The organism is Amycolatopsis sp. 3B14, from assembly GCF_050958625.1.
GTDB lineage: Bacteria > Actinomycetota > Actinomycetes > Mycobacteriales > Pseudonocardiaceae > Amycolatopsis_E > Amycolatopsis_E thermoflava.
This window is the reverse complement of record NZ_JBHZEN010000106.1, coordinates 13,996-37,418: the sequence shown is the minus strand read 5'-3', so window position 1 is coordinate 37,418 and position 23,423 is coordinate 13,996. Positions and strand designations below refer to the sequence as shown.

Below are 23,423 nucleotides of genomic sequence, written 5' to 3'. Positions count from 1 at the left end.
CCAGCTCCGTCAGGTGCCCGACCGCCTCCGCCGCCGCGTGGTCGTTGTCCACGGTGATGCTGTCGGCCTCCGGCACGCCGCTGACCTGCCGGTCGATGAGCACGACCGGCACCCCGGCGTCCATCGCCCGCCGCAGGTGCGCCCCCTCGCCCGGGCGCGCCGCCGCGACGATGACACCGTCCACCCGCTTCTCCGACATCACGCTGACCGCCCGCTGCTCGGCCTCCAGCACGCCGCCGGTGTTGGCCAGCAGCACCTCGAACCCGGCGGGCGACGTCACGTCGGTGATCCCGCGCAACGCGGTGGCGAAGAACGGGTTCGCCACGTCCGTCACCACCACGCCGATCGTCTGCGTGCTGCCGGTGACCATGCTGCGGGCCAGCCCGTTCGGCCGGTACCCCAGCTCGGCCGCCGCGGCCAGCACCCGCTCCCGGGTCCGTTCGCTGACCTGCCCGTACCCGCCGAGCGCGCGCCCCGCGGTCGCCGTGGACACCCCGGCCGCGCGGGCCACGTCGATCAGCGAGGCTCCGTGCGTGGTCACCTGCGCGCCTCCCCCGGTAACAAGCCGTTTGCAAATCAAGTCTTGACTGAGACTACTACCGACTGAGAAGGTTCTCACCCAACAGGTACTGAGAAGGTTCTCACTCAAGCGAGGCCCAGCACATGACACTTCGGATCGGCGTCGACACCGGTGGCACGTTCACCGACGTCTGCGCCCTCGACGAGCAGACCGGGCGCCTCTACGTGCGCAAGGTGTCCAGCACCCCGGACGACCCCGGCCGGGCGATCGTGACGGGCGTGTCCCAGCTGCTCGACGAGATCGGCGGACGCGACCTCGGCGACGTCGGCTACTTCGCCCACGGCACCACGGTCGGCACCAACGCCCTGCTCACCGAGCGCGGCGCGCGCACCGGCCTGCTCACCACCGCCGGCTTCCGCGACCTGCTGGAACTGGGGCGCGGCCGCCGCCCCTCGCTCTACGACCTGCAGGCCGACAAGCCCGCCGCCCTGGTGCCGCGCGACCTGCGGCTCGAGGTGGACGAGCGGGTCCGCCACGACGGCCGGGTGGAGCGCCCCCTGGACGAGGAGCAGGTCCGCGCGCTCGCCCGCGAGCTGCGTGAGCAGAATGTGGAAGCGGTCGCCGTCTGCTTCCTCTACAGCTTCGTCGACCCCGCCCACGAGCGGACCGCGGAACGCATCCTCGCCGAAGAACTGCCCGGCGTGCACGTCTCGGTGTCCTCGGCGGTGCTGCCGGAGTTCCGCGAGTACGAGCGTCTGTCCACAGTGGTCGTCAACGCCTACCTCGGCCCGGTGGTCGCGCGCTACCTGGCGAAACTGCGCACCCGGCTGGGCGAGCTCGGCCTGCGCGCGACCCCGCACGTCACGCAGTCCAACGGCGGCATCATCCCGTTCGAGACGGCCGAGCGGATGCCCTCCCGCATGGTCCTCTCCGGACCCAGCACCGGCGTGGTCGGCGCGGCGGAAATCGCCCGCGCGGCCGGCTACCCGGACATCATCACCTTCGACGTGGGCGGCACCTCCTCGGACGTCTCGCTCGTCCAGGACGGCGTGCCCAAGTCCTCCAGCGGCACCGAGATCGACGGCAGGCCGGTGCGCGCGCCGATGCTGGACATCCACACCGTCGGCGCCGGTGGCGGTTCGATCGCGTGGATCGACGCGGGCGGCGCGCTGAAGGTCGGCCCGGGCAGCGCGGGCGCCGATCCGGGCCCGGCGTGTTACGGACGCGGTACGGAACCGACGGTCACCGACGCCAACGTGGTGCTGCGCGTCCTCAACCCGGAGTACCTGCTGGACGGGCAGATGAAGATCGACGCCGAGGCGGCCCGCCGAGCCGTGTCCACAGTGGCCGGTCCACTGGGGATGGACGTGCTCGACGCCGCGCAGGGGATCGTGCGGGTCATCACCGCCAACATGGCCCGCGCCATCCGCGTCATCTCGGTCCAGCGCGGCTACGACCCCCGCGACTACGTCCTGGTGCCCTTCGGCGGCGCCGGCCCGCTGCACGCCGTGCGCCTGGCGCGCGAGCTGGGCATGCGCACCGTGCTGGTGCCGGAGACGCCCGGCGCGCAGTGCGCCGCGGGCCTGCTGATGACCGACATCCGCGCCGACTTCCTGCGCACCCGCATCTCGCCGCCCGACGAAACCACCGTCGCCGGCGTGTTCGCGGAGCTGGAGGCCGAAGCGACGGCGTGGCTGGCGGCGGAGAACGTCCCGGCCGAGCGCCGCCGCGTCGAGCGGTTCGCCGAAATGCGGTATGCGGGCCAGAACCACGAGCTGCCGGTGCCCGTCCCGGAGGGCGAGGTCACCGCGGACACCGTCGCACAGCTGACCAAGCGGTTCGCCGCCGAGCACGAGCGGATGTACGGCTACTCCTCGGCCGAGGACGAGGTCCAGGTGGTCACCTTCCGCCTGCGGGCGATCGGCGAGGTGTCCCGCGCCGAGCTGCATCGCGCCCCGCTCGGCGACGCCGACGCGAGCGCCGCGATCCGCGCCACCCGGGAGGTCTACCTGCCCGAGAGCGGCGGGTTCACCGAATGCCCGGTGTACGACCGCAGGCTCCTCGAACCCGGCCACCGCGTCGACGGCCCCGCGGTCGTCGAGCAGATGGACACCACCACGCTGCTGCTCCCCGGCGACGTCGCCGTCGTCGACGAGCTGCGCAACCTCGTCGTGACGGTGGGCCGATGACCCACACGGAAGGGAAGACCATGCAGGACCCCGTGCTGGTCGAGGTGATCGGCTCCGCGCTGTCGTCCATTGTGGAGGAGATGGGCGAGACGCTGGTGCGCGCGGCCTACTCGACCAACATCAAGGAACGCCGCGACTGCACCGCGTCGCTGTTCGACGCCGCGGGGCGGATGCTCGCCCAGGACGAGGGCGGCTCGCCGCTGCACCTGGGCTCGCTGATGGGCATCGTCGACGAGATCACGCGACGCTACCCGGCCGGGACCATCGAGGACGGGGACACGTTCATCGGCAACGACCCGTTCACCGGCGGCGGTTCGCACCTGCCGGACATCGTGCTGGTGTCGCCGGTGTTCCTGGACGGCGAGATCACCGCGTGGGTGGCGAACCTGGCCCACCACGCCGACTTCGGCGACCGCGGCCACGCGCACATCTTCCAGGAGGGCCTGCGCATCCCGCCGGTGCGGCTGATGCGCCGGGGCGAGCTGCAGAACGACCTGTTCGAGCTGATCCTGCTCAACTGCCAGGTGCCGCACGAGCGCCGCGCGGACCTGCGCGCCCAGATCGCCGCGAACCGGCTCGCCGTCACCCGCTACACCGAGCTGGCCGCGCGGTACGGCCGCGACACGCTGGTGGCGGCGGCCGCGGCGCTGCTGGACTACACCGAGCGGCGGACCCGCGCGGCCATCGCGAAGGTCCCCGACGGCACGTACACCTTCGCGGACCGCTTCGACTGCCCCGAGCTGGACGACGAACTCGATCTCGGCGTCACCGTCACCGTGCACGGCGACGAGGTCACGTTCGACTTCACCGCGCCGCCGCAGGTCCGGGCCAGCGTCAACGTCGTGTGGACCGCGCTGTACGCGGCGGTCTACTACTCGCTCAAGACCCTGGTGGACCCGGACATCATCCCGAACGCGGGCCTGCACCGGCCGGTCACGATCAACGCCCCGCGCGGATCGGTGCTCAACTGCACCGAACCCGCCGCGGTCAACGGCCGCAGCGAGACCTGCCAGCGCGTGGTCGACCTGATCCACGGTGCGCTCGCCACCGCGGTGCCGGAAACCGTGACCGCGGCGAGCAACGGCGCCAACACCGGCGTGCACTTCTCCGGCGTGGACAGCCGAACCGGCCGCTACTTCGTCTACCTGGAGACGATCGGTGGCGGCTGCGGCGCGCGGCTGGGCAAGGACGGCATGGACGGCGTGCAGGTGCACATGACCAACACCAGCAACCTGCCGGTCGAGGCGCTGGAGACGGAGTATCCGCTGGTGGTCGAGGAGTACGCGCTGATCGACGACTCCGGCGGCGACGGCCGCACGCGCGGGGGCATGGGGATCCGGCGCACGGTCCGCGTCGAGGAGTCCGACGTGCACTTCTGGCTGGACACCTCGCGGCAGCGCTCGCAGCCGTGGGGGCTGTTCGGCGGCGGGCCTGGCGCGAGCGCGGGGGTCGAGCTCTCCGAAGGGGCGCAACCGGTCGAGCACGGCTACACCCGCCTGCAGCCCGGCGACCGGGTGTCGATCCGGACCGCCGGGGCGGGCGGCTACGGGCCGCCGTCCGAGCGTGACCCGGACCAGGTGCGCCGGGACGTCGCCGAAGGCCGGATCTCCGCCGAGCGCGCCCGGACCGTGTACGGGGTGGAGTCGTGATCCGCACCGCCGTGATCGGTTTCGGGGTGTCCGGGCGGATCTTCCACGCCCCGTTCCTCGCCGCCGACGAGAACTACTCGCTCGACTACATCGTCACCGGAAACCTGGAGCGGGCGGCACAAGCCTGCGCCGAATATCCACACGCGACGGTCCTGGCCACCCCCGACGAGCTGTTCGCCCGTGAAGTCGATCTGGTCGTCATCGGCACGCCGCCTGCCACGCACGCCGGCCTCGCCGCGGAGGCGCTCGGCCACGGCCTGCACGTGGTGGTGGACAAGCCGTTCGCGGTGACCAGCGAGCAGGGCGAGGCGCTGATCGAGCAGGCCGATCTCGCCGGCCGCGTGCTCACGGTGTTCCAGAACCGCCGCTGGGACGGCGACTTCCGGACCCTGCGGCGCCTGATCGACGACGGTGAGCTCGGCACGGTACACACCTTCGAGTCCCGGTTCGAGTGGTGGAAGCCGCAGGGACCACGCGACTGGAAGGCGCACGCGGGCGTCGCCGAGGGCGGCGGCATCCTGTACGACCTCGGCACCCACCTGATCGACCAGGCGATCCAGCTGTTCGGCCCGGTCGCGCGCGTGCACGCCGACGTCCTCCGCCGCGGCGCGGGCGACGGCGACGACGACACGTTCCTGGTGCTGGCCCACGAAAACGGCACCCGGTCGCGGCTGTTCATGACCGGTCTCGCCGCGCTGCCCGGCCCGCGGTTCCACGTCCTGGGCGACCGGGCCGGCTACACGAAACACGGCCTGGACCCGCAGGAGGACGCGCTGAAGAACGGCGCCCGGCCCGGCGACGACGGATTCGGGCACGAGCCGCGGGACAACTGGGGCACCCTCGGCGTCCGCGGCGAGACCCGCTGCGTCGAGCCGGAACCTGGGGACTACGGCGAGTTCTACCGGCTGCTCGCCACCGCGATCGCCACCGGCGGCGCACCACCGGTCGACCCGCGCGACGCGGTGGACGTCCTTCGCATCATCGAACGGGCACACGCCCAGAAGGGGGATCTTTCCCGATGACCGCAGGTAAGCACGTCGTCGTGGTGGGCGGGGGCGTTCTCGGCGTCTCCACGGCCACGCACCTGCAGCGCGACGGCGTGGCGGTGACACTGGTGACCGAGGGCGAGCTGGCCGACGGCGCCTCCGGCCGGTCGCTGTCCTGGCTCAACTCCGCCGGGACCCGCTCGGCGGCCTACCACGCGCTGCGGATGGCAGGCATCGACCGCTACCGCACGCTGTTCGCGCAGGACCCCGGGCGCGAGTGGCTCCGTTTCGACGGCGGCCTGCACTGGAGCCTCGACGAGGACGCGATGCGGGACCGGCACCGCGCCGAGGTCGCGCACGGCTACGACTCGAAGCTGGTCTCGGACCACCCGGGGCTCGACCCGGCCGCGTTCCCCGAGGTGGCCGTGCACAACCCGGGCGAGGGCTGGGTGTCGCTGCCGCACCTGATCGAGCACCTGGCCGCGGAGTTCACCGCGCTCGGCGGTGAGATCGTCACCGGGGCCGGGCGCGCGAGCGTCACGACCGCCGGGGGAGTGGCCACCGGGGTGACCACCGCGGGCGGACAGCGGTTCGAGGGCGACGCCGTCGTGGTGGCCTGCGGCGCCGCCACCCCGGACGTCGTCGCGGAGCTGGGCGTGACCATCCCGGACGCGTCCCCGCTGTCGATGCTCGTGCTCACCGAACCCGCCGAGACCGGCGTCAAGGCCGTGCTGAACACCCCGCGCGTCGCGCTGCGGCCCAACCCGGGCGGCACGTTCGCGCTGGACCACCACTGGTACGAGGACCGGATCACCGAGGCGGCCGACGGCACGTGCTCGATCGACGAGTCGGTGGTCAAGGAACTCGCCGCCGAGGCGTCCGCGCTGCTGGACGGCGGGGTCACGCTGACCGCCGCGTCCTGGAAGCTCGGCCGCAAGCCCATCCCCGGCGACGGCGAGCCGGTGTTCGGCGAGCTGTCCGCCGTGCCGCGGTGCCACGTCGCCTTCACCCACTCCGGCGCGACGCTCGGCCTGATCGCAGGCGAGCTGCTGGCAGGCGAGATCCGCACCGGCGAGCCCCACCCGATGCTGGAGCCCTTCCGGCCGGACCGCTTCCGGCCCTGAAACCGCAAGGAGATCCGTTGACCGACCACGACACGCGGGCGTCCGCGCCCGCCTCGACGGACCTGCGCTCGCGGCGCAAGGTGATCATGTCCGCGATGCTCGGCAACGTCGTCGAGTACTACGACTTCGGCCTCTACGGCACCCTGGCCGTGATCATCTCCCGGCAGTTCTTCCCGGAGGGCAACGCGACCGCCGCGCTGCTGTCGACCTACGCGGGCGTGGTGCTGTCCTACGCGCTGCGGCCGCTGGCGGCGATCGTGCTGGGACCGCTGGCCGACCTCAAGGGCCGCCGGTTCGTGCTGCTGCTGACGATCGCGGTGATGAGCGTCGGCACTGCCGGGATCGGGCTGCTGCCGACCTACGCGGCGATCGGGATCGCGGCGCCGATGATCCTGTTGTTCTGCCGGGTCCTGCAGGGCATCGGCGCGAGCGTGGAGTACACCACGGCCGCCAACTTCATCTTCGAGCACGAGCGCGGCAACCGGCGCAACTACCTCGCCGGACTGTCCGTGGCGTCCACTTCGGTCGGTCCGCTGCTCGCCACCCTGGTGTCCTACCTGGTGATCTCCGTGATGCCGGCGCAGGCGTTCAACGACTGGGGCTGGCGCATCCCGTTCCTGCTGTCGATCCCGATGGCGCTGGTCGGCATCTACATCCGCCGTCACGTCGAGGAAACCCCGCAGTTCAAGGAAATGGCCGAGCTGGCCGAGCGCAGCAAGGTCAAGCAGACGCCGTTCCGCACCGCCGTGCGCGAGCACTGGGGCGCGATGCTGCGGGCGATCGGTCTCGGCGCCGGGCAGCGGGTCGGGTCGTTCGTCATCCAGGCCTACTTCGTCACCGCGATGGTGAAGGCCGGGTTCGCCGAGAACAACGCGCTGCTCGCCTCCCTGCTGACCTACGCGATCGGCCCGATCCCGGCGATCTGGGGCGGCAAGCTCGCCGACAAGCACGGCGCGCGGATCCCGCTCGTGGTCGGCTACGGCCTGTTCGTCGTGCTGACCGTGCCGACGTTCCTCGCCATCGGGTCCGGCTCGCTGTGGCTGGCGGTGGTCGCGGTCGTCGCGTTCACCTTCATCAACAACTTCGTCGGCGCGCCGCTGACCACGGCCTACGTGATGAGCTTCCCGGCCGAGGTGCGCGCGAGCGCGTCGGCGCTGAACTACAACATCGGCACCACCGCGCTGGGCTCGACCGCGGGCCTGATCGCGGTGTGGCTGTTCGACGTCACCGGCACCAACGCCGCGTTCGGCTGGTACATGACGGCGATCTGCGCCGTCTCGATCCTGGTCGCCCTGTTCGCGATGCCCGCCGCGGTCGACGAGCAGCGCCGCAAGTCGCTGGCGGAGGCCTGATGGACGCCCGCACCGCGGACGAGCTGGCCCGCCGGGCCGCCTATGGCCTGAAAGAGCCGGTCGAGGCCGAGCGCGGCATGGTGGTCACCTCGCACCCGCTCGCGGTGCGGGCCGGGCTCGACGTGCTCCGCGACGGCGGCACGGCCGCCGACGCGGCGCTCGCGGCCGCGGCGGCCCAGCTGGTGGTCGAACCACACATGACGGCGCTGACCGGCGGGCTGGAGATGCTGCACTGGGACGGCGCGAGCGGCGAGGCGAGTTACCTCAACGGCAACGTCGCCGCCCCGCTCGCGCCGCTGCCCGGGTTCACCGGGGCCGACCTGACCACCGGCCGGGGCGTGCCGGTCCCCGGCTGGTGGCCTGCCTTCCGTGCCGCGCACGAACGGTTTGGCAGGCTGTCCCGCGATCGGTTGCTGCGGGACGCCGTGCAGCTCGCGCGGGACGGGTTCGCAGTCAACCCCTATCTGTTCGGCGAGATGTACGCGCACCGGGCCGAACTCGGGTGCCACGAGCAGGCCCGGGAGGCGTTCCTGCCGGGCGGCACCCTGGTCGCGCCGGGCGGCACCCTGCGGCAGGACCGGGTGGCGCGCACGCTGGAACGGCTGCGGGACGAGGACCTGGACTACTACCTGGGCGACTTCGCGCGGGCGTTCGCCGCCGAGTGCGCCCGCGGCGGCGGGGTCATCACGACCGAGGACTTCGCCGCGTACGAGGCGCAGTGGTCCGAGCCGCTGCGCGGAACCTACCGGGACGTGGAGGTCGTGGCCTCCGCGCCGCCGGACGACGGCGGGTGCCAGCTCATCGAGGCGCTCAACATGCTGGAGCTGGTGGACCTGCGCGGCCCGGCGCACGCGTGCGTGGACACACTGGACCTGCTGGTCGCCGTGCACAACGAGGTGTACTACGCGCCACCGCGCACGGCCGCCGCCGACCTGGAAACGCTGCTGTCCAAGGACTTCGCGGCCCGGCGGCTGGACCGGCTCGGCACGCTGCCGCCGTCCGTGCCGGCGCCGGTGCCCGGGACGATCCACGTCACCGTGGTGGACGAGCAGCGCAACATCGCCTCGGTCACGCACTCCCACATGGCCTCGCCGTGGGTGAACGGGCTGTTCGCGGAGGGGTTCCAGCTCTCCGGCGGGGGGTCGTTCTTCCAGCGCGGCATGCCGTGGCCGGGGGAGCGGGCCACCGTCTACCTGGCGCCCAACCTGGTGCTGCGGGACGGCGTGCCGGTCGTCGCGTCCGGCTCGCCGTCGGTGTCGCTGGTGGCGTGCGTGCTGCAGAACCTGGTGAACCTCCTGGACTTCGGGATGTCCATCGAGGAGTCGGTGGCGGCGCCGCGCTTCGGGGTGCGGCCGCACGAACCGGCTTCCGGGTGGTTGCCGGGCGTGACGCTGGAGCACGGGTTCGCGCCGGGCGTGGACCGCGAGTTCCGCCGGCGGTGCGCCGAACGCGGGCTGTGGCTGCGTGATCTCGGGCCGTGGCATTCGCTGACCGGCAACTTCGAGGGCATCACGCTGGACGGCGGGTTGCTGCGGTCCTGTGCGGACCCGCGCCGCAACGGCAGAGCGGAAGGGTACTGACCGGTTCGCTGGTCTACGTGGCGCAACGGTGTGGTCGCGACGCAGCAACTTCGCTTCGTACCGGGGCGTACCGGGTTTGCCTGATCACCCGTCCGGGTATCGCTGGCTGGTCCCCATCGGAGCAGGACCGGCGGCGCGGCCCGTCCTGCAGGCAGAAAGAGTTGCCATGATCGTTCTTGGCGTCATCCTGCTCATCGTCGGTCTGCTGACCGGCATAAACATCATCTGGACGATCGGGATCGTTCTCCTGGTCGTGGGTGCGGCACTGGCGATCCTCGGTGGCACCGGCCGGAAGGTCGGCGGCAGGGCACACTGGTACTGATCCGGACCACACTTCGAGTGCCGGCCCTCTTCGGAGGGTCGGCACTGTCCTGTCACCGGCACTGTCCTGTCAGGCGAGCAGGTGGTCCAGTCCCGCGGCGGCGAGCGCCACCCTGGACGCGTGGCTGGCCGGTCCGACCTGGACCGGGATCCGCGCCGCCGTTTCGGCCAGCTCGGCGGCGCCGGACACCGACAGGAAGTCCACAGCGGACAGGTCGACCTCGATGAGCCGGGGTGAGAGCCGCCCGGCCGCGGCGAGCGCCTCGGCCAGCGACGGGAGCGTCAGCAGGTCCACCTCCCCGGCGACGTGCACGCGCACGACCTCGTCGTCCACCACCGCCGTCCGGATGTCCACCTCGGCCCGGTCCGCCACGCCACCACCTCCGCGGACAGTCTGAACAGGGTTCAACCTCCTGGGAGGTGTCTTGGCGCGGATTCACCGGATGTGATGACGGCGAAGTGGGTTTAGGGCCGTCGTCCGACACCGATCAGCGCGCCCGCGTCGAGCGTGTCGAGCCCGGCCTCGCGCAGCCCGTCGAAGAAGCGGGCGCGGACCCGGTCGAGCGCTTCGGCGGACAGGCCGCTGACGAAGCCGCGCATCGACGAGCCGAGGTAGAACGTCCAGGCGTCCTCCGGGTGCAGCGGCTGCACGTAGGCGACCTCCCGCACCTCGACGTCCCGCAGGCCGATCGACGACAGCCAGTCCGCGAGCTTGCCCGCCGTGTCGACGCGGGCGCTGTGGTTGGGCCGCGGCGGCGCGTCCTCCAGTTCCGGGCGGTCGGGCAGCGCGGCGGCGCGTCCGATCGGGACGATGCGGGACATGCCGTCGGCCCGCCAGGTGCTCACCGCGAACCGGCCGCCGGGTTTGAGCAGCCCGGCGAGGCGTCGGCTGCCCGCGTCCATGTCCGGGAAGAAGAACACGCCGAACGCGCTCTGCACGACGTCGTAGCCGTCGTGCGGCCAGGTGAGCACGTCGGCGGCCGTGAAGCGCAGGTTGCCCAGCCCGAGGGCGGCCGCCTCCCGGCGCCCCTCGTCGAGCAGCCCCTCGGCGACGTCGATGGCGTCGACCGCGCCGTCGGGGCCCACCGCGCGGGCGGCCGGGATCGCGGAGGCGCCGGTGCCGCAGCAGGCGTCGAGGACGCGCTCGCCCGGCCGTGGCCGCGCCACCGCGGCGAGGATCTCGCCGAGCGGCCGCCACAGACGGCCCGACCAGGCGGCGAACTCCGATCTGGCCGCGGTGAACACCCCGGCTGCTGTCTCCGGATTCATGGCTGCTCCTTCCTGGTCGACAGTGCCACGGGTCGAGCAGATTGTCCCGGCTGAGGACGGTTTCCGGGAGATCGTCTCCCGCACGGTGACCGGCAGCAGCGCCGGCACCGCGTCGTGCTGCACCACCAGAGCCACGCGACCGTCGGGGCGCTCGACGCCGCCCGCGGTGACCTCGTGCAGCACGACGTGGCGCTGACAGCGAGGGCGGTCACCGGTCGGTGGCCGCCCACCTTGCGCCATCGCTGCTACCCAAAGGCGCCAAATGCCTCGATCCGGCTACGCGAGCCCGGCCGCGATCCTCCACTAAGGACGTTCCAGCACCAGCTCCGCGGTCACCGCGTCCGCCGGGATCGTCGTCACCACCGGGCGCCCCGCGGTGCTCGTCAGCGTGTACTGCCCGGCAGTCACCCGCTCGAACCGGTACGTCCCGTCCGCGTCCGTCACCGCCGTGGCCACCGCGCGGCCGGACGCCTCCCGCAGCTCCAGCGCCAATCCGGCGACCGGGCGGCCGCCTGCGGTCACCGTGCCGGTCAGGGTGCTGTGCGTGTCCAGCTCGAGGTCGACCTCGTGCTCCCGCGCGCCGCCCAGCGGCACCACCGTGGCCACCGGGTCGGCGCCCGGCGCGGCCGCCACCAGCGTGATCTCACCGGTGTCGATGCCGGTGATCCGGTAGCCACCGTCCGGATCGGACACCGTGCTGGCGATGACCTCGCCGCCCGCACCGACCGCCGTCACCGCCGCCGTCGCGATCGGCCGCCCGCTGTGCCGGTCCCGCACCACGCCGCGCACGCTGGTCGCCGGTTCGAGCGTGACGTCCAACGGCACCGCCCCGGCCTCGAGCGTGACGACCGTCGCCTGCGGCTGGAACCCCGCGCGCGACACGATGAGCACGTAGTTGCCGGGCGCGAGCCCGCCGAGCCGGAACGACCCGTCCCCGCCGGTGCGAGCACGGGACACCTGCGCGCCGACCCGGTCGGTCAACGTCAGGGTCACGTCCGGCAGCGCCCGCCGCCCACTGCGCACCCGTCCGCTCAGCGTCACCTCTGCCGTCGTGGTCATGCCCGTCCCTCCCGCGCGCCCAGGTCGATGTCGTGCCGCTGCGTGGTCCCGGCGCCGACCGAAACCGTCTCGTGCACCGCCGGGTGCTCCACAGCCACCAGCGTCAGCGGCTCCGCGGGCAGCGCCGCCAGCGCGAACCCGCCGTCCGAACCGGCCGCCGCGCTCGCCGCGACGCTCCCGTCCGCGCGGTGCGCGGTGACCGTGACCACCGCCGCGCCACTCGCTCCGCGCACGGTGCCCGACACGCTCCGCCCGGCCGTGGCCCGCCGCCGCGCGGGCAGGAACGCGGCGACGAACAGCGCCACCAAAGCCGCGCCCGCGCCGATCGCCAGCACCACCCGGAACCCGTCCTGCGACGGCACGGCGACCGGCCCCAGCGAGACGGTCATCTGCGCCAGCACCACACCCGCCACCGCGCTGGAGGTGGACGTGCCGATCGAGCGCATCAGCGTGTTCAGGCTGTTCGCCGACGCGGTTTCCGACACCGGCACCGCGGACATGATCAGCGCGGGCATCGCGCCGTAGGACAGGCCGATCCCGGCGCCGATGACGCACGAGGCGATCAGCAGCTGCCAGACCTCGCCCATCAACACGATGTTGAGCCCGTACCCGATCGCGACCACCAGCGCGCCGAGCATCAGCGTCACCTTCGGGCCGCGCGTCCGGGAGATCTTCGCCGACACCGGCGCGGTGGCCATCATGACCAGACCGGACGGCGCCATCACCAGACCCGCCACCAGCATCGACTGGCCGAGCCCGAACCCGGTCGCCGTCGGCAGCTGCAGCAGCTGCGGCAGCACCAGCGACATCGCGAACATGGCGAACCCGAACACCACCGACGCGATGTTGGTCAGCAGCACCTGCCTGCGCGCGGTGGTGCGGAGGTCCACCAGCGGTTCCCGCGCACGCAGCTCCCACCGGCCCCACACCAGCAGCACCACGACGGCGGCGACGAACAGGCCGATGGTCAGCCCGTCGCCCCAGCCCCAGTCCGCGCCCTTGGAGATCGCCAGCAGCAGGCACAGCAGCGCGACCGACAGGCCGAGCGCGCCGGGCAGGTCGAACCGCCCGCCGGTGCGCACCGACGACTCCGGCACGAACGACACCACCAGCAGGAACGCGACCACGCCGAGGCCGGCGGCCGTCCAGAACAACACGTGCCAGTCGGCGTTCTCGGCGATCAGCGCCGCGGCGGGCAGGCCGAGCGCGCCGCCGACGCCGAGGGAGGCGCTCATCATCGCGGTCGCCGAGCCGAGCCGTTCGGCGGGCAGCTCGTCGCGCATGATGCTGATGCCCAGCGGGATCACGCCGGAGGCCAGGCCCTGCAGCGCGCGGCCGACGATCATCGGCACCAGGCTGCTCGACAGTCCGCAGGTCACCGATCCCGCGATCAGCAGGACGACGCTGACCAGCAGCATCCGCCGCTTGCCGTACATGTCGCCGAGGCGCCCGACGGTCGGGGTGGCGACCGCAGCGGCGAGCAGCGTGGCGGTGATGGCCCACGCGGTGTCCGCCGACGACGCGCCCAGCAGGCCGGGCAACTCGGGGACCAGCGGGATGATCAGGGTCTGCATCAGCGAGACGACGATGCCGGTGAACGCCAGCACGGCGACCACGCGGCCGGTCCGGGCCACGGGTGGCGCCGGGTCGCCCGCGTGGCGGGCAGGGGCAGAGGGCATTGCCGGGCCTCCGGTCGAAGTTAAATCAATCGATTGACTTAGCTTAGCAGGCCTGGTTAGGGTGATTACGGGTGATCGGTAAAATGCCTGGACACGGGCCGCCTGGCCCGTCCTTGGACCGGCGGGTGGTGACGATGACGACGAAGACGGCCCGGTCCGACCGCGTCACCGCCACCCGCGAGGCGATCCTCACGACGGCCGAGCGGCTCTTCGCCGAGCACGGCGTGTACGCGGTGTCCAACCGGCAGATCAGCGAGGCGGCGGGGCAGGGCAACACGGCCGCGGTCGGCTACCACTTCGGCACGAAGGCCGACCTGGTGCGGGCGATCGTCCGCAAGCACACCGCCGAGATGGAGCGGATCCGCGACCGGATGGTGGCCGAGGCCGGGGAGTCCGACGACCCGCGCGACTGGATCGCGTGCATGGTGCGGCCGGCCGCGGAACACCTGGCGGCGCTGGGAAACCCGACCTGGTTCGCCCGGTTCAGCGCGCAGGTCACCACGGACCCCGCGCTGCGGGACATCTTCGCCGACGACGCCCTGTCTTCGCCGTCGATGGTGAAGACGCTGGAGGGTTTGAAGCGGTGCCTGCCGGAGCTGCCGCCGGAGGTGCGCGCCGAGCGGAGTGCCATGATGCGCCAGCTGCTGGTGCACATGAACGCGGAGCGGGAGCGCGCGCTCGCCGACGGAACCGCGACGCCCAGGCAGAACTGGCACGACGCGGCGACCGGCATGATCGACGCCATCGTGGGGATCTGGATGGCCCCGGTGACGCCCGCGTCCTGAGCCCGGCTTGCGGCGCTCCACCCGGTCGTGGGGCGAAGACTCAGGTGTTGGACCCGCCGTTGTCCGACCCGCGCTCGTACTGACCGCGCTCCCCGAAGCCCGGCGGCTCACCGTAGCCGCGCGGCATCCGGTCGAACTGCCCGTAGCCGGGGCGCCCGCCGTCATCGGAACCCGCGGTCGCCCGCCCGATCGCGAAGCCACCCACGCCCCCGACGACGAGCACAGCCGCGGCGACCCCGGCCACGACGCCAATTCCCAGGCGCCGCTTGTCGGGCCGCGGGGGAGCGCCGGATGGCACGACGGGAAGAGCGGCAGCCGCGGCAGGAGGTGCCGCCGCCGCGGCCGAAACCGCGTGCGGTGGCTGCGCGGGTGTGGTGGTCCCACCGGCGGAGGTGGCATGGGGCGCCTGCGTGGGGGCAGTCGCATCCCCAGGCGGGCGCGGTGCCTGCGCGGCAGCAGCCCCGCCGGTGGCTGCGGCGCCAGGGTCCGCCGCCGTGGCCCCATCCCCGGCGGGAGCCGCGTGCGGTGCCTGCTCGGGCGCGGTCGCCCCACCTGCGGAAGGCGCGCCAGGCACCTCGGCGAGCGTGGTCGCTTCGTCAGCGGCTGGTTCGTCGCGGGGCTTGTCGTCGTGCACGGGCGTCCTCCTGTCCGGCTCACATCGTGACCCGCCGGCCTGAGAGCACCCGCAGAACAACCTGTGCGCCGGCTATGGGACCCGGCCCAACAACAGCCTCAACCCGCCACCGGTGGCGTCCCGTGCGTGTGGAACGACTCGATCGTCTTCAGGCCCCACGCCTGGCCCTTCGCCCGCTCGGCTTCGGTCCACGTCACCGGCTCCCAGTCGGGCGCGAAGATCAGCCGCGCGGTCGGGTTGCACAGCTCGATCCGGTTGCCGCCGGGCTCGTAGACGTACAGGAAGAACGTCTGCTGGATCGCGTGCTTGTGCGGCCCGGTCTCGATGAACACGCCCTTGTCCAGCGCGATGTCCGCCGCCCGCAGGATGTCCTCCCGCGTGTCCGTCGCGAACGCGATGTGGTGCAGCCGCCCGGACGAGCGCGTCCAGTCGTTGGTGTAGACCAGGTCGTAGGACTTCTGCGCGAAGTGCGTCCACTGCCCGGAAATGACCCCGCTGTCCAGCTGGATCTGCTCGGTCACCCGGCCGCCGAGCGCGTCGCAGATGAAGCCGCCGTTCGCCGCCGCGTCCTGGGCCAGGTAGTTGACGTGGTCGAGCCGCCGCACGCACACCCCGCGCGCCGGGTACGCCTGGGCCTGGTTCTTCAGCGACGGCCGCAGGTGCTCGGGCGGGTCGTACTTCTCGGTCTCCCAGTAGATCTCCATCTCGTGCCCGTCCGGGTCCCGGAACACGTACGTCGGCCCGATCCCGGTGTCGCCGTCGGCCCAGCCGATGCCCAGCCCGCGTTCCTCGATCGCCGCGACCCGCCGCTTCAGGGCCTCCTCGCTCGACGCGCGCATCGCGGTCCGCCCCACGCCCGAGGTCTTCGCGGCGGTCAGCTTGACGCTGTGGTGCTCGTAGTCGTCCCACGTGCGCAGGTAGACGGAATCGCCCCGCGAGCCGTTCTCCGTCAGGCCGAGGACGTCGACGAAGAAGGCCAGGCTCTTCTCCGGTTCCGGGGTGAACAGCTCGACGTGGCCGAGGTGCGCGATCTCGTGCCGGGGCGAGGGTTCGAGGTGGGGCATCGGTGCCTTCCAGGATGTGTCAGGGACGGGGAAAAACGGTGCCGTCGAACAACTTCCGCGCGGTGCGGATGACGGTCGAGCGCACCACGCGGGGCCCGGGCGCCAGTTCGACCCCGACCTCCAGCGTGCCGCTCGGGTGCTCGACGCCGACCGGCGAACCGGGCGGCGGCGCCGCGAACAGTTCGTGCCCGGCCGCGCCGTCCAGCATCAGCGCGGTCACCACGCTCACCGCGCCCAGCACGCCGATCGACGGGTGCGGGCGCAGCGGGATGAACGTCCGCGTGCAGATGGCGCCGCCGTCGCGCGGCGCGGCCACCAGCGTCGTCTTCGGCACCGACGCGCCGCTGACGTCGCCGAGCCCCATCAGCTTCCCGGCTTCCAGCCGCAGCTCTTGGATCCGGTCGGCCAGCCCGGTCAGCTCGTCCGCCGCCTCGTAGCCGGTGATCCCGAAGTCGGCGGCGCGCGCAACGACGACGGGCATCCCGTTGTCCACGCAGGTCACCGGGATGCCGCCGATCTCGTCGACGACGTTCCCGGTGGGCAGCAGGCTGCCGCACACCGATCCCTCGGTGCCAGTGAACTCCAGCTCGACCGGCGCGGCGGTGCCGGGCACGCCGGAGATCGCGGTCGTGCCCTGGTAGTCGACCCGGCCGCCGGGGGTGGCGAACGTTGCGACCGCGATCGAGTCGGTGTTGACCATCCGCACGCGCACGCTGGTGCGGTCGCCACGGGCGGGCACCAGGCCGCGCTCGACGGCGAACTGACCGACGCCGGCGAGCAGGTTTCCGCACGTCTGCCGGTCCGAAACCGTCGCATCCTCGATGCCGACCTGCAGGAACAGGTAGTCGACGTCCCGGTCGCCCTCGGCGGGGGAGACGATCGCGACCTTGCTGGTGACCGGCTGCGCGCCGCCGAGCCCGTCGAGCTGCCGCGGGTCGGGCGTGCCCATGATCCGCAGCAGCAGGTCGTCGCGCTCGGCGGGATCGGCGGGCAGGTCCGAGGCGACGAAGTAGGCGCCCTTGGACGTGCCGCCCCGCATCAGCATGCACCGCACGCTCATTCGCGCTCCAGCTTCGCGTACTCCTCGGCCGTCAGGTACCGGACACCGAGGTCGGCGAGCTTCTCGCGCAGCCCGTAGCGGTCCAGGCCCAGCTCGCCGGCGCGGAACGCCTGCCGCGTGGCCTCTTCCTTGTCCGCGCGGGCCCGCGACGCGCGCAGCCCCTCGCCGACGAGTTCACGTGGCACGCACAGCACGCCGTCGTCGTCGGCGAGGATCGCGTCGCCAGGGCGGATGACCTGCCCGCCGATCACGACCGGCACGTTGACCGAGCCCGCGGTCGCCTTGACGGTGCCCTGCGCGCTCACCGCGGCCGACCACACCGGGAACCCCATCGCGCGCAGCTCCGCGACGTCGCGCACCCCGGTGTTGATCACGAGCCCGCGGACCCCGCGGTGCTGCAGGGCGGTGGCGAACAGCTCGCCGAACAGCCCGTCCGTCGAGGGCGACGTGGTCGTGACGACCAGGACGTCGCCGGGGCGGCACTGCTCGACCGCGGCGTGGATCATCAGGTTGTCGCCCGGCCAGCACAGGGCGGTCACGGCGGTGCCGCCGATGCGGGCGCCGTCCTGGATCGGCCGCAGGTCCGGGCCGAGCAGGCCGGTGCGGCCCAGCGCCTCGTGCACGGTCGCGACGCCGAACTCCGCGAGCGCGGCGACGTCGTCGCCGTCGGCGCGGGGCGGGTCGGTGACGATCACCTTGTTCACGCCGGGACCTCCTCGGCGCCGGTGGCCGGCTGTGGCATGGCTTCTTCTCCTCGCTTCGGGTCGTGCTCAAGCCAGGATGCTTTTTGCGGCCAAAATTGTCAACAATCTTGTGGGCACGATCGTGTGCGGAGTACCTTGCCCGTCACCGTCAACCGCCTCGACGACGAGAGGGACACCGATGTCCGTGTTGGAACAAAGAGATCCGGCGGTCGCCCGGCTGTCGTTCCGGGTCACCGCCCTGTGCTGGGTCCTCGTGCTGCTGGACGGGCTCGACCTGTTCGTCTACGGCGCGACCCTGCCCGGCGTGCTCGCCGACGAGGGCTTCGGCCTGACCGCCGTGACCGGCGGGACGATCGGCAGCCTCACCACGTTCGGCATGCTGCTCGGCGCGCTCGGGTCCGGGATCGTCACCGACCGGATCGGCCGGCGCAAGATCATCCTGACCGGTGTCGTGGTCTTCTCGCTCGCCTCCGCGGCCTGCGCGGCGGCGCCGTCGGTCGAGGTGTTCGGCGCCGCGCGGTTCGTGGCCGGCGTCGGCCTCGGCGGGCTGCTGCCGTCGGCGATCGCGATGGTCATGGAGTACGCGCCGCCGTGGCGCCGGAACCTGAGCGTCACCATCGTGATGACCGCGCACCAGGCGGGCGGCGCGATCGCCGGCGCGCTCGCGATGTCGGTGGTCGAGTCGCTGGGCTGGCGGTCGGTGTACTGGTTCGGCGCGCTGCCGCTGCTGGTGGTGCTGCCGGTGGTCCACCTGATGCTGCCGGAGTCGATGACCTACTTGCTGGCCAGGGGCAAACGGGCAACGGCGAAGGCGATCGCCGACCGCTACCGGGTCGCGATCGAGCCGTTCGAACCGGAGCGCACCGAGCGGCGGCCGGGCAGCCTCCGCGCGCTGTTCACCTCGTCCGTCGCGCTCACCACGATCCTGTTCTGGATCGCCTCGTTCGGCGGGTTGCTGCTGGTCTACGGCGTGAACACCTGGCTGCCGACGATGATGCGCGCCAACGGCTACCACCTCGGGTCCGCGGTCAGCTTCCTGCTGGTGATCAACATCGGCGGCATCGCGGGCATGCTCGTCGCGGGGCGCCTGGCGGACCGGTTCGGGGCGCGGCCGGTGGCGATCCTGTGGTTCACGCTCACGGCGGCAGGGGTGGCGCTGCTGGCGGTCCGGATGCCGCTGCCGCTGACCTACGTCGTGGTGTTCCTGACCGGCGGCTGGCTGTTCAGCGCCCAGACGCTCATCTACTCCAGCGTCGGCGCCCACTACCCGGCCGGCGTGCGCGCGACGGCGCTGGGCTGGGTGTCCGGCATCGGGCGGTTCGGTGCGGTCTTCGGGCCGTGGCTGGGCGGCGTCCTGGTGGCGAGCCGGCTGTCCGGGCTCGGGTTCGCGGTGTTCGCCGTCGCCGGCCTGCTCAGCGCCGCGATGGTGGCGCTGGTGCGCAAGCCGCCGGTCGTGGAGGGCGCCGGGTAGGCGGCCCCCGGGGCACTCGGGTTGAACCACCGGGGACCTGGTCGGCGTCGCTGCCCGGGCAATGACGAGACCTGGCCCCACTGTCCTCCGGCTCACGCCGGCGCGGTAGGGCCGGGGGACGAAAGGTGCTCCGCCGGCCGGCATCGGTCTCGCCGGAAGCGTGATACCACCCGTACCGGTGACCGATGCGGGCCTGGTGCTCACGGCGGGCAGTCGCTTCCGGGCGTTCCGGGCCGCGGTCCGCACGAACGGAGTGTGCGGAACGCGCGGTCGTCACGGTGCGATGGCCGGTGGCGGTGCGCCGAGGGCAGCCGGCACCCGTTGATCTTCAGCCGAACGGGGAACAGCCGTTTGCAGGGCCGGGTGGCGCGATCGAGACTCGGGGACATGGTCAACAGCGGTGGCAATGACATCCTGGCCGAGCGCGAGATCAACTTCTCGGCGGCTCTGCGTGGTTACGACCGCCGGGAGGTCGACGCCTACATCCGCCGGCTGCGCGCGCGGGCCGGGCACCTGGCGAGCGAGCTGGAGGAGAAGGAGCGGCGCCTGTCCGAGCTGGGCGGTGACACGTCGGTCCCGCTGCAGGTGGTGGGCTCCGGCAACATCGGCGCCCGGGTCGAGCGGATCATCGCCCAGGCCGAGGTGGAGGCGCGGGAGATCCGCGAACAGGCCGAAAAGGACGCCGCGGAGATCCGCAAGGCGTACGAGGACCAGGCCGACGAGGCCCGCCGTCAGCGTGAAGACCTGGCGAAGCAGGCGAACGAGGAGGCGCTGGCGATGATCCGCCGGGCCGAGCAGGAGGTCGAGCGCCTGCGCGGCACCCGGCAGACGCTGCTCGCGCAGCTGGTGCGGATCGGCGAGATCATCGACTCGGCGGCCGAGCAGGCCGCGCGCACCCCGGAGCTCCACCCGCCCGCCCTCCCGTTGCTGCCGACCGGGACGGACGACGAAGCGGCGACCACGGAGTCCGATGAGGACGCTCCGGGCGCCGAGATCGTGGACGCTGGAACGGTCGAGGAGTCCGATGTGGACGAGACCCCCGCGGACGAGATCCCGGACGCGCCGGAGCCCCGCAAGCCGGCCGAGACCGGCAAGATCAGCCCGGCGATCCTGGCGGCGAAGGCCCGCCGCCAGGCGAAGCAGGAGAAGGCCGCCGCCGCGGCGGCCGAGAACTGACGAACGACCCGGCAAGAGGGGTGCGGCGCGACGCGTCGCACCCCTCTTGCCTTGACGGCGTGCCGGTCACGCCCCACGCACCCGCGCCTCGCCGATGATGAGCGGGTCGAGGGCCGGGTGTGCTTCGTCCGCCAGTTCCCACCATTCGACTGCCTGCTCGTGGTCACCGCGTGCGCTGGCGATGTTGCCGAGACCGGTGTAGGCGCGGGCAACCTCGTGGGGACTTCCGCAGGCCTCCGCCCGCGCGAGCGCGTCCTGGTAGGCGGCGCCGGCGCGCGCGTGGTCGGCGAGGTGGAAGTACGCCCACCCCAGGCAGTTGAGGGTCATCGCGGCGTCGAAGCCGAGGTCGAGCCGGTCGAACACGTCGAGCGTGGCGGCGGCGAGCTCGGCCGCTTCGGCGGCCCGCCCCAGCGCGGTCAGGACCAGCGCCATGCCGCGGCGGGTGATCGCGGCGTTGCGTGCGTTGCCCACCCGTTCGTAGAACTCCAGGGCCTCGCGCAGGTCCGCCAGCGCTCCCCGGTGATCGCCCAGGTAGTGCCTGGCCCACGCCTGGTGGGCGAGCACGGTGCTCTCCCCGTGTTCGTCGCCGATCTCACGGTAGAGCGCCAGCGCCTCCCGGTAGCACTCCGACGCGTCCCGGATGTCACCGCGGTCGATCAGGCCGACCCCGAGGTTCGCGGTGGTGGCGGCCAGGGCCCACCGGTCACCGGCCGCCTCCGCGGCGGCGCGGGCGGCGTGGTGCGTGTCGCACCAGGCGTCCCAGGCCTTGATCCGGAAGAAGTAGTTCCGCAGGAAGTACGCGAGCTGCCAGCACCGCGCGTGGTGACCGTCTTCCCCGGCCGCGCGGCACAGCGTGGCGAGGGCGCGCCATTCGAGCCGCAACCAGTCCAGCGCCTGTTGTTCCGTCGCCAGATCCGCGGGCGCGGGTGCGTTACCGGGCATCTCGACGGTGGGCCGGAACCGCAGCGGCGCGATGAGGCGATCCGCGAGTTGCGTGGTCCGCACGGCGAAGTCGAGCAGGCGCCGCTGTGCCCGCGTCACGTCCGGCCGGTCGAGCGTGGCGAGGATGTGCTCGCGGGCGAAGGACTTCACCAGGTCGTGGAACGCGTAGCGGCCCGCGGACGGCTGGCTCAGGAGGTGCGCGTCGTAGAGGCGATCGAGCAGCCGGTCGGTCTCGTGGTCCTCGTGGCCGCCGAGCGCGCTCGCCGATCCGAGGTCGAATTCGAGTCCGGGGTGCAGGGCCAGCAGGCCGAGCAGCCGGGCTTCGTCGGCGGCAAGCTGCTGTGCCGACACTTCGAACACGGCACGCACACTGCGTTCACCGTCGTCGAGCTCGCGCAGGCGGGCGTTCGTGTCGGCGAGCCTGCGGTCCAGTTCCCGCACGTCCCACGCCGGACGCGTGCGCAGCCGCGCGGCGGCGATGCGCACGGCCAGCGGCAGGTGTCCGCAGCGGCTCACGATCCGCGTCACCGTGTCACCGGGCTCGGTGCGCGCGACCGAGTTGAAGAGCTCTGCCGCGGCGGCGGGGGACAACACGTCCAGCGGAACCTGCGCCGCCTCGTCCAGCGGGGCGAGCCGGGACCGGCTGGTGATCAGCACCCGGCATTTCGGCTCGGCCGGCAGCAGAGGCCGGACCTGCGCGGAACTCACCGCGTTGTCCAGGACGAGGAGGACACTGCGGCCCCGCAGCCGGGCGCGGTACAGGGTCGCGCGGTCGTCAGGGTCGGCCGGGATCGTTTCGGGCGGCACACCGAGGGCCCGGAGCAGGCGGTCGTGCACCTCCGGGGGCTCCGCCGCTCTGCCGCCGGGCCCGCGGAGGTCGACGAACAGGCAGCCGTCGGCGAACGACGCCTCGAACCGGTGCGCGCATCGGACCGCGAGTTCCGTCTTGCCGACACCGGCCAGACCCGAGATCACGCAGACGCCGCCGTCGGCCTCCAGCGCCTGGCGCACCCTGGAAAGTTCTTCGTCCCGGCCGACGAAGGTGCTCACCGCGGGCGGCAGGCCCGAGGGGTGGGGGTCGGGCCGGGTGCGGCGCCGAGGGGCCGCACCGGGCAGCAGCGGGGTCAGCGCTCCCGGCGCGCCGAGTTCGGCCTCGCACAGTGCGGCGAGCGAGGGATTCGGGGCGGCCCGGCCGGTTTCGACCTTGCTGAGGTAGCCCTTGCTGTAGTGCACGCGGTCCGCGAGTTCGGTCAGCGAGATTCCCGCCGCGCGGCGGAGCCTGCGCAATTCGGCGCCGAATGTCGCTCGCTCGGTCATCAGGCTCCACCCCTGTCGGACGATCAGTATGGCCCGGCGGAGGCGCCGCGCACAGCGTCCGCCCGGGTGGCCGGCCGGGTCCGCGGACCCGGCCGGCAGCTGCGCGCACAGCCGGTCTTCACACCACATCGCGGCCTCAGCCGAAGACGATGGTCAGCAGGGTCACGATCAGTTCGACGGCGTGGGTCTGCATTGCGGCACCTCCTCCCCGGACTCGCCGACCACGGAGACCGGGTGGCTCAGGGGCGCCGCCGCGGGCCGGTGTCCCAGCGACACGCCCAGCACGACGGCCAGCACCGTCAACCAGAACGCTATTCGCAGGAGCAGCGAAAACGAGCAGACGACTTTCATTTTCGTCTCCTTTTCCAGGACGTGCCGGGGCGGCACTCGAGAACACGGAATTCCGTGGTTCGAAGGGTTTTGCCGCGGATTTCCGGCGGCTCACCAAGAATGCGATTCCCGGGGTGTGCCCGACAAGGAGTTTCCTGTTTCCGGCGTCAGTGGGAAACGGAAAACGGGCGGTGACGATCGCGCGGCCCCGC

General features: G+C 72.5%; 21 protein-coding genes. 10 read left to right on the top strand and 11 right to left on the bottom strand.

Features of this window, described 5'->3' with window-relative positions; translation table 11 throughout:
- Positions 1-541: LacI family DNA-binding transcriptional regulator (locus tag ACCP09_RS38855; RefSeq protein ID WP_433754024.1), on the bottom strand; the 541-nt coding region annotated here is incomplete at its 3' end.
- A 122-nt stretch (positions 542-663) separates the two neighbouring features.
- On the opposite strand from ACCP09_RS38855, the gene ACCP09_RS38850 reads away from it, so the two are divergent.
- The 7 genes from ACCP09_RS38850 to ACCP09_RS38820 all read left to right on the top strand — a co-directional run bounded on the left by ACCP09_RS38850 (position 664) and on the right by ACCP09_RS38820 (position 9,722).
- Entirely contained in the window at positions 664-2,709 is a 2,046-nt protein-coding gene (locus ACCP09_RS38850) for a hydantoinase/oxoprolinase family protein (protein WP_433754022.1), read from the top strand.
- Positions 2,706-4,358 carry a hydantoinase B/oxoprolinase family protein gene (locus ACCP09_RS38845; protein ID WP_027931283.1) on the top strand — a complete coding sequence of 551 codons (1,653 nt, stop codon included), beginning with the start codon at positions 2,706-2,708 and terminating at the stop codon, positions 4,356-4,358. The genes ACCP09_RS38850 and ACCP09_RS38845 overlap by 4 nt, the downstream gene beginning before the upstream one ends.
- Complete coding sequence (locus ACCP09_RS38840; protein ID WP_433754020.1) at positions 4,355-5,380, top strand: Gfo/Idh/MocA family protein; 1,026 nt, start codon at positions 4,355-4,357, stop codon at positions 5,378-5,380. The genes ACCP09_RS38845 and ACCP09_RS38840 overlap by 4 nt, the downstream gene beginning before the upstream one ends.
- Entirely contained in the window at positions 5,377-6,468 is a 1,092-nt protein-coding gene (locus tag ACCP09_RS38835; protein ID WP_378335749.1) for an NAD(P)/FAD-dependent oxidoreductase, read from the top strand. Before ACCP09_RS38840 ends, ACCP09_RS38835 begins: the two co-directional genes overlap by 4 nt.
- Positions 6,469-6,485: 17 nt before the next feature.
- On the top strand, positions 6,486-7,820 hold the full coding sequence (locus ACCP09_RS38830) for an MFS transporter (RefSeq protein WP_027931280.1): 1,335 nt from the start codon (positions 6,486-6,488) through the stop codon (positions 7,818-7,820).
- On the top strand, positions 7,820-9,400 hold the full coding sequence (locus tag ACCP09_RS38825) for a gamma-glutamyltransferase (RefSeq protein WP_433754017.1): 1,581 nt from the start codon (positions 7,820-7,822) through the stop codon (positions 9,398-9,400). The genes ACCP09_RS38830 and ACCP09_RS38825 overlap by 1 nt, the downstream gene beginning before the upstream one ends.
- 166 nt (positions 9,401-9,566) lie before the next feature.
- Positions 9,567-9,722: a DUF6131 family protein gene (locus ACCP09_RS38820; RefSeq protein ID WP_020422901.1), complete on the top strand. Its 156-nt coding sequence runs from the start codon at positions 9,567-9,569 to the stop codon at positions 9,720-9,722.
- A gap of 69 nt (positions 9,723-9,791) precedes the next feature.
- On the opposite strand, the gene ACCP09_RS38815 is transcribed toward ACCP09_RS38820, so the two are convergent.
- From ACCP09_RS38815 to ACCP09_RS38800, 4 genes are all read right to left on the bottom strand, one after another.
- Complete coding sequence (locus tag ACCP09_RS38815; protein WP_027931278.1) at positions 9,792-10,094, bottom strand: STAS domain-containing protein; 303 nt, start codon at positions 10,092-10,094, stop codon at positions 9,792-9,794.
- Positions 10,095-10,186: 92 nt separating this feature from the next.
- Positions 10,187-11,173, bottom strand: coding sequence for a class I SAM-dependent methyltransferase (locus ACCP09_RS38810; protein ID WP_433754015.1), 987 nt, complete (start codon positions 11,171-11,173; stop codon positions 10,187-10,189).
- Between the two features lie 120 nt (positions 11,174-11,293).
- The gene (locus ACCP09_RS38805; protein WP_433754013.1) at positions 11,294-12,049 is read right to left on the bottom strand and encodes an MSCRAMM family protein; all 756 of its coding nucleotides are present in this window, start codon (positions 12,047-12,049) and stop codon (positions 11,294-11,296) included.
- Positions 12,046-13,728 (bottom strand): MFS transporter, encoded by a 1,683-nt coding sequence (locus ACCP09_RS38800; RefSeq protein ID WP_433754011.1) that lies wholly within the window; start codon positions 13,726-13,728, stop codon positions 12,046-12,048. The genes ACCP09_RS38805 and ACCP09_RS38800 overlap by 4 nt, the downstream gene beginning before the upstream one ends.
- Positions 13,729-13,862: 134 nt before the next feature.
- On the opposite strand from ACCP09_RS38800, the gene ACCP09_RS38795 reads away from it, so the two are divergent.
- On the top strand, positions 13,863-14,513 hold the full coding sequence (locus ACCP09_RS38795; RefSeq protein WP_027931275.1) for a TetR/AcrR family transcriptional regulator: 651 nt from the start codon (positions 13,863-13,865) through the stop codon (positions 14,511-14,513).
- 40 nt (positions 14,514-14,553) lie between these two features.
- On the opposite strand, the gene ACCP09_RS38790 is transcribed toward ACCP09_RS38795, so the two are convergent.
- The 4 genes from ACCP09_RS38790 to ACCP09_RS38775 form a co-directional block, all read right to left on the bottom strand.
- Positions 14,554-14,757 (bottom strand): hypothetical protein, encoded by a 204-nt coding sequence (locus tag ACCP09_RS38790; RefSeq protein ID WP_433754008.1) that lies wholly within the window; start codon positions 14,755-14,757, stop codon positions 14,554-14,556.
- 488 nt (positions 14,758-15,245) lie between these two features.
- A complete protein-coding gene (locus tag ACCP09_RS38785) occupies positions 15,246-16,211 on the bottom strand; it encodes a VOC family protein (RefSeq protein ID WP_433754006.1) in 966 nt (321 codons plus the stop codon).
- A gap of 19 nt (positions 16,212-16,230) precedes the next feature.
- Positions 16,231-17,271: a 4-oxalomesaconate tautomerase gene (locus ACCP09_RS38780; RefSeq protein WP_431903792.1), complete on the bottom strand. Its 1,041-nt coding sequence runs from the start codon at positions 17,269-17,271 to the stop codon at positions 16,231-16,233.
- Positions 17,268-17,975 (bottom strand): 4-carboxy-4-hydroxy-2-oxoadipate aldolase/oxaloacetate decarboxylase, encoded by a 708-nt coding sequence (locus tag ACCP09_RS38775; protein ID WP_433754004.1) that lies wholly within the window; start codon positions 17,973-17,975, stop codon positions 17,268-17,270. The genes ACCP09_RS38780 and ACCP09_RS38775 overlap by 4 nt, the downstream gene beginning before the upstream one ends.
- Positions 17,976-18,153: 178 nt before the next feature.
- Between ACCP09_RS38775 and ACCP09_RS38770 the strand changes: the two genes are divergently transcribed.
- Both ACCP09_RS38770 and ACCP09_RS38765 read left to right on the top strand, forming a co-directional pair.
- The gene (locus ACCP09_RS38770; protein ID WP_400989505.1) at positions 18,154-19,446 is read left to right on the top strand and encodes an MFS transporter; all 1,293 of its coding nucleotides are present in this window, start codon (positions 18,154-18,156) and stop codon (positions 19,444-19,446) included.
- Between the two features lie 387 nt (positions 19,447-19,833).
- Positions 19,834-20,622, top strand: coding sequence for a DivIVA domain-containing protein (locus ACCP09_RS38765; RefSeq protein ID WP_433754002.1), 789 nt, complete (start codon positions 19,834-19,836; stop codon positions 20,620-20,622).
- Positions 20,623-20,688: 66 nt separating this feature from the next.
- On the opposite strand, the gene ACCP09_RS38760 is transcribed toward ACCP09_RS38765, so the two are convergent.
- Positions 20,689-22,881 (bottom strand): ATP-binding protein, encoded by a 2,193-nt coding sequence (locus ACCP09_RS38760; RefSeq protein ID WP_433754000.1) that lies wholly within the window; start codon positions 22,879-22,881, stop codon positions 20,689-20,691.
- Positions 22,882-23,049: 168 nt separating this feature from the next.
- Positions 23,050-23,232 (bottom strand): hypothetical protein, encoded by a 183-nt coding sequence (locus ACCP09_RS38755; RefSeq protein WP_027931267.1) that lies wholly within the window; start codon positions 23,230-23,232, stop codon positions 23,050-23,052.
- Positions 23,233-23,423 lie beyond the last annotated feature (191 nt).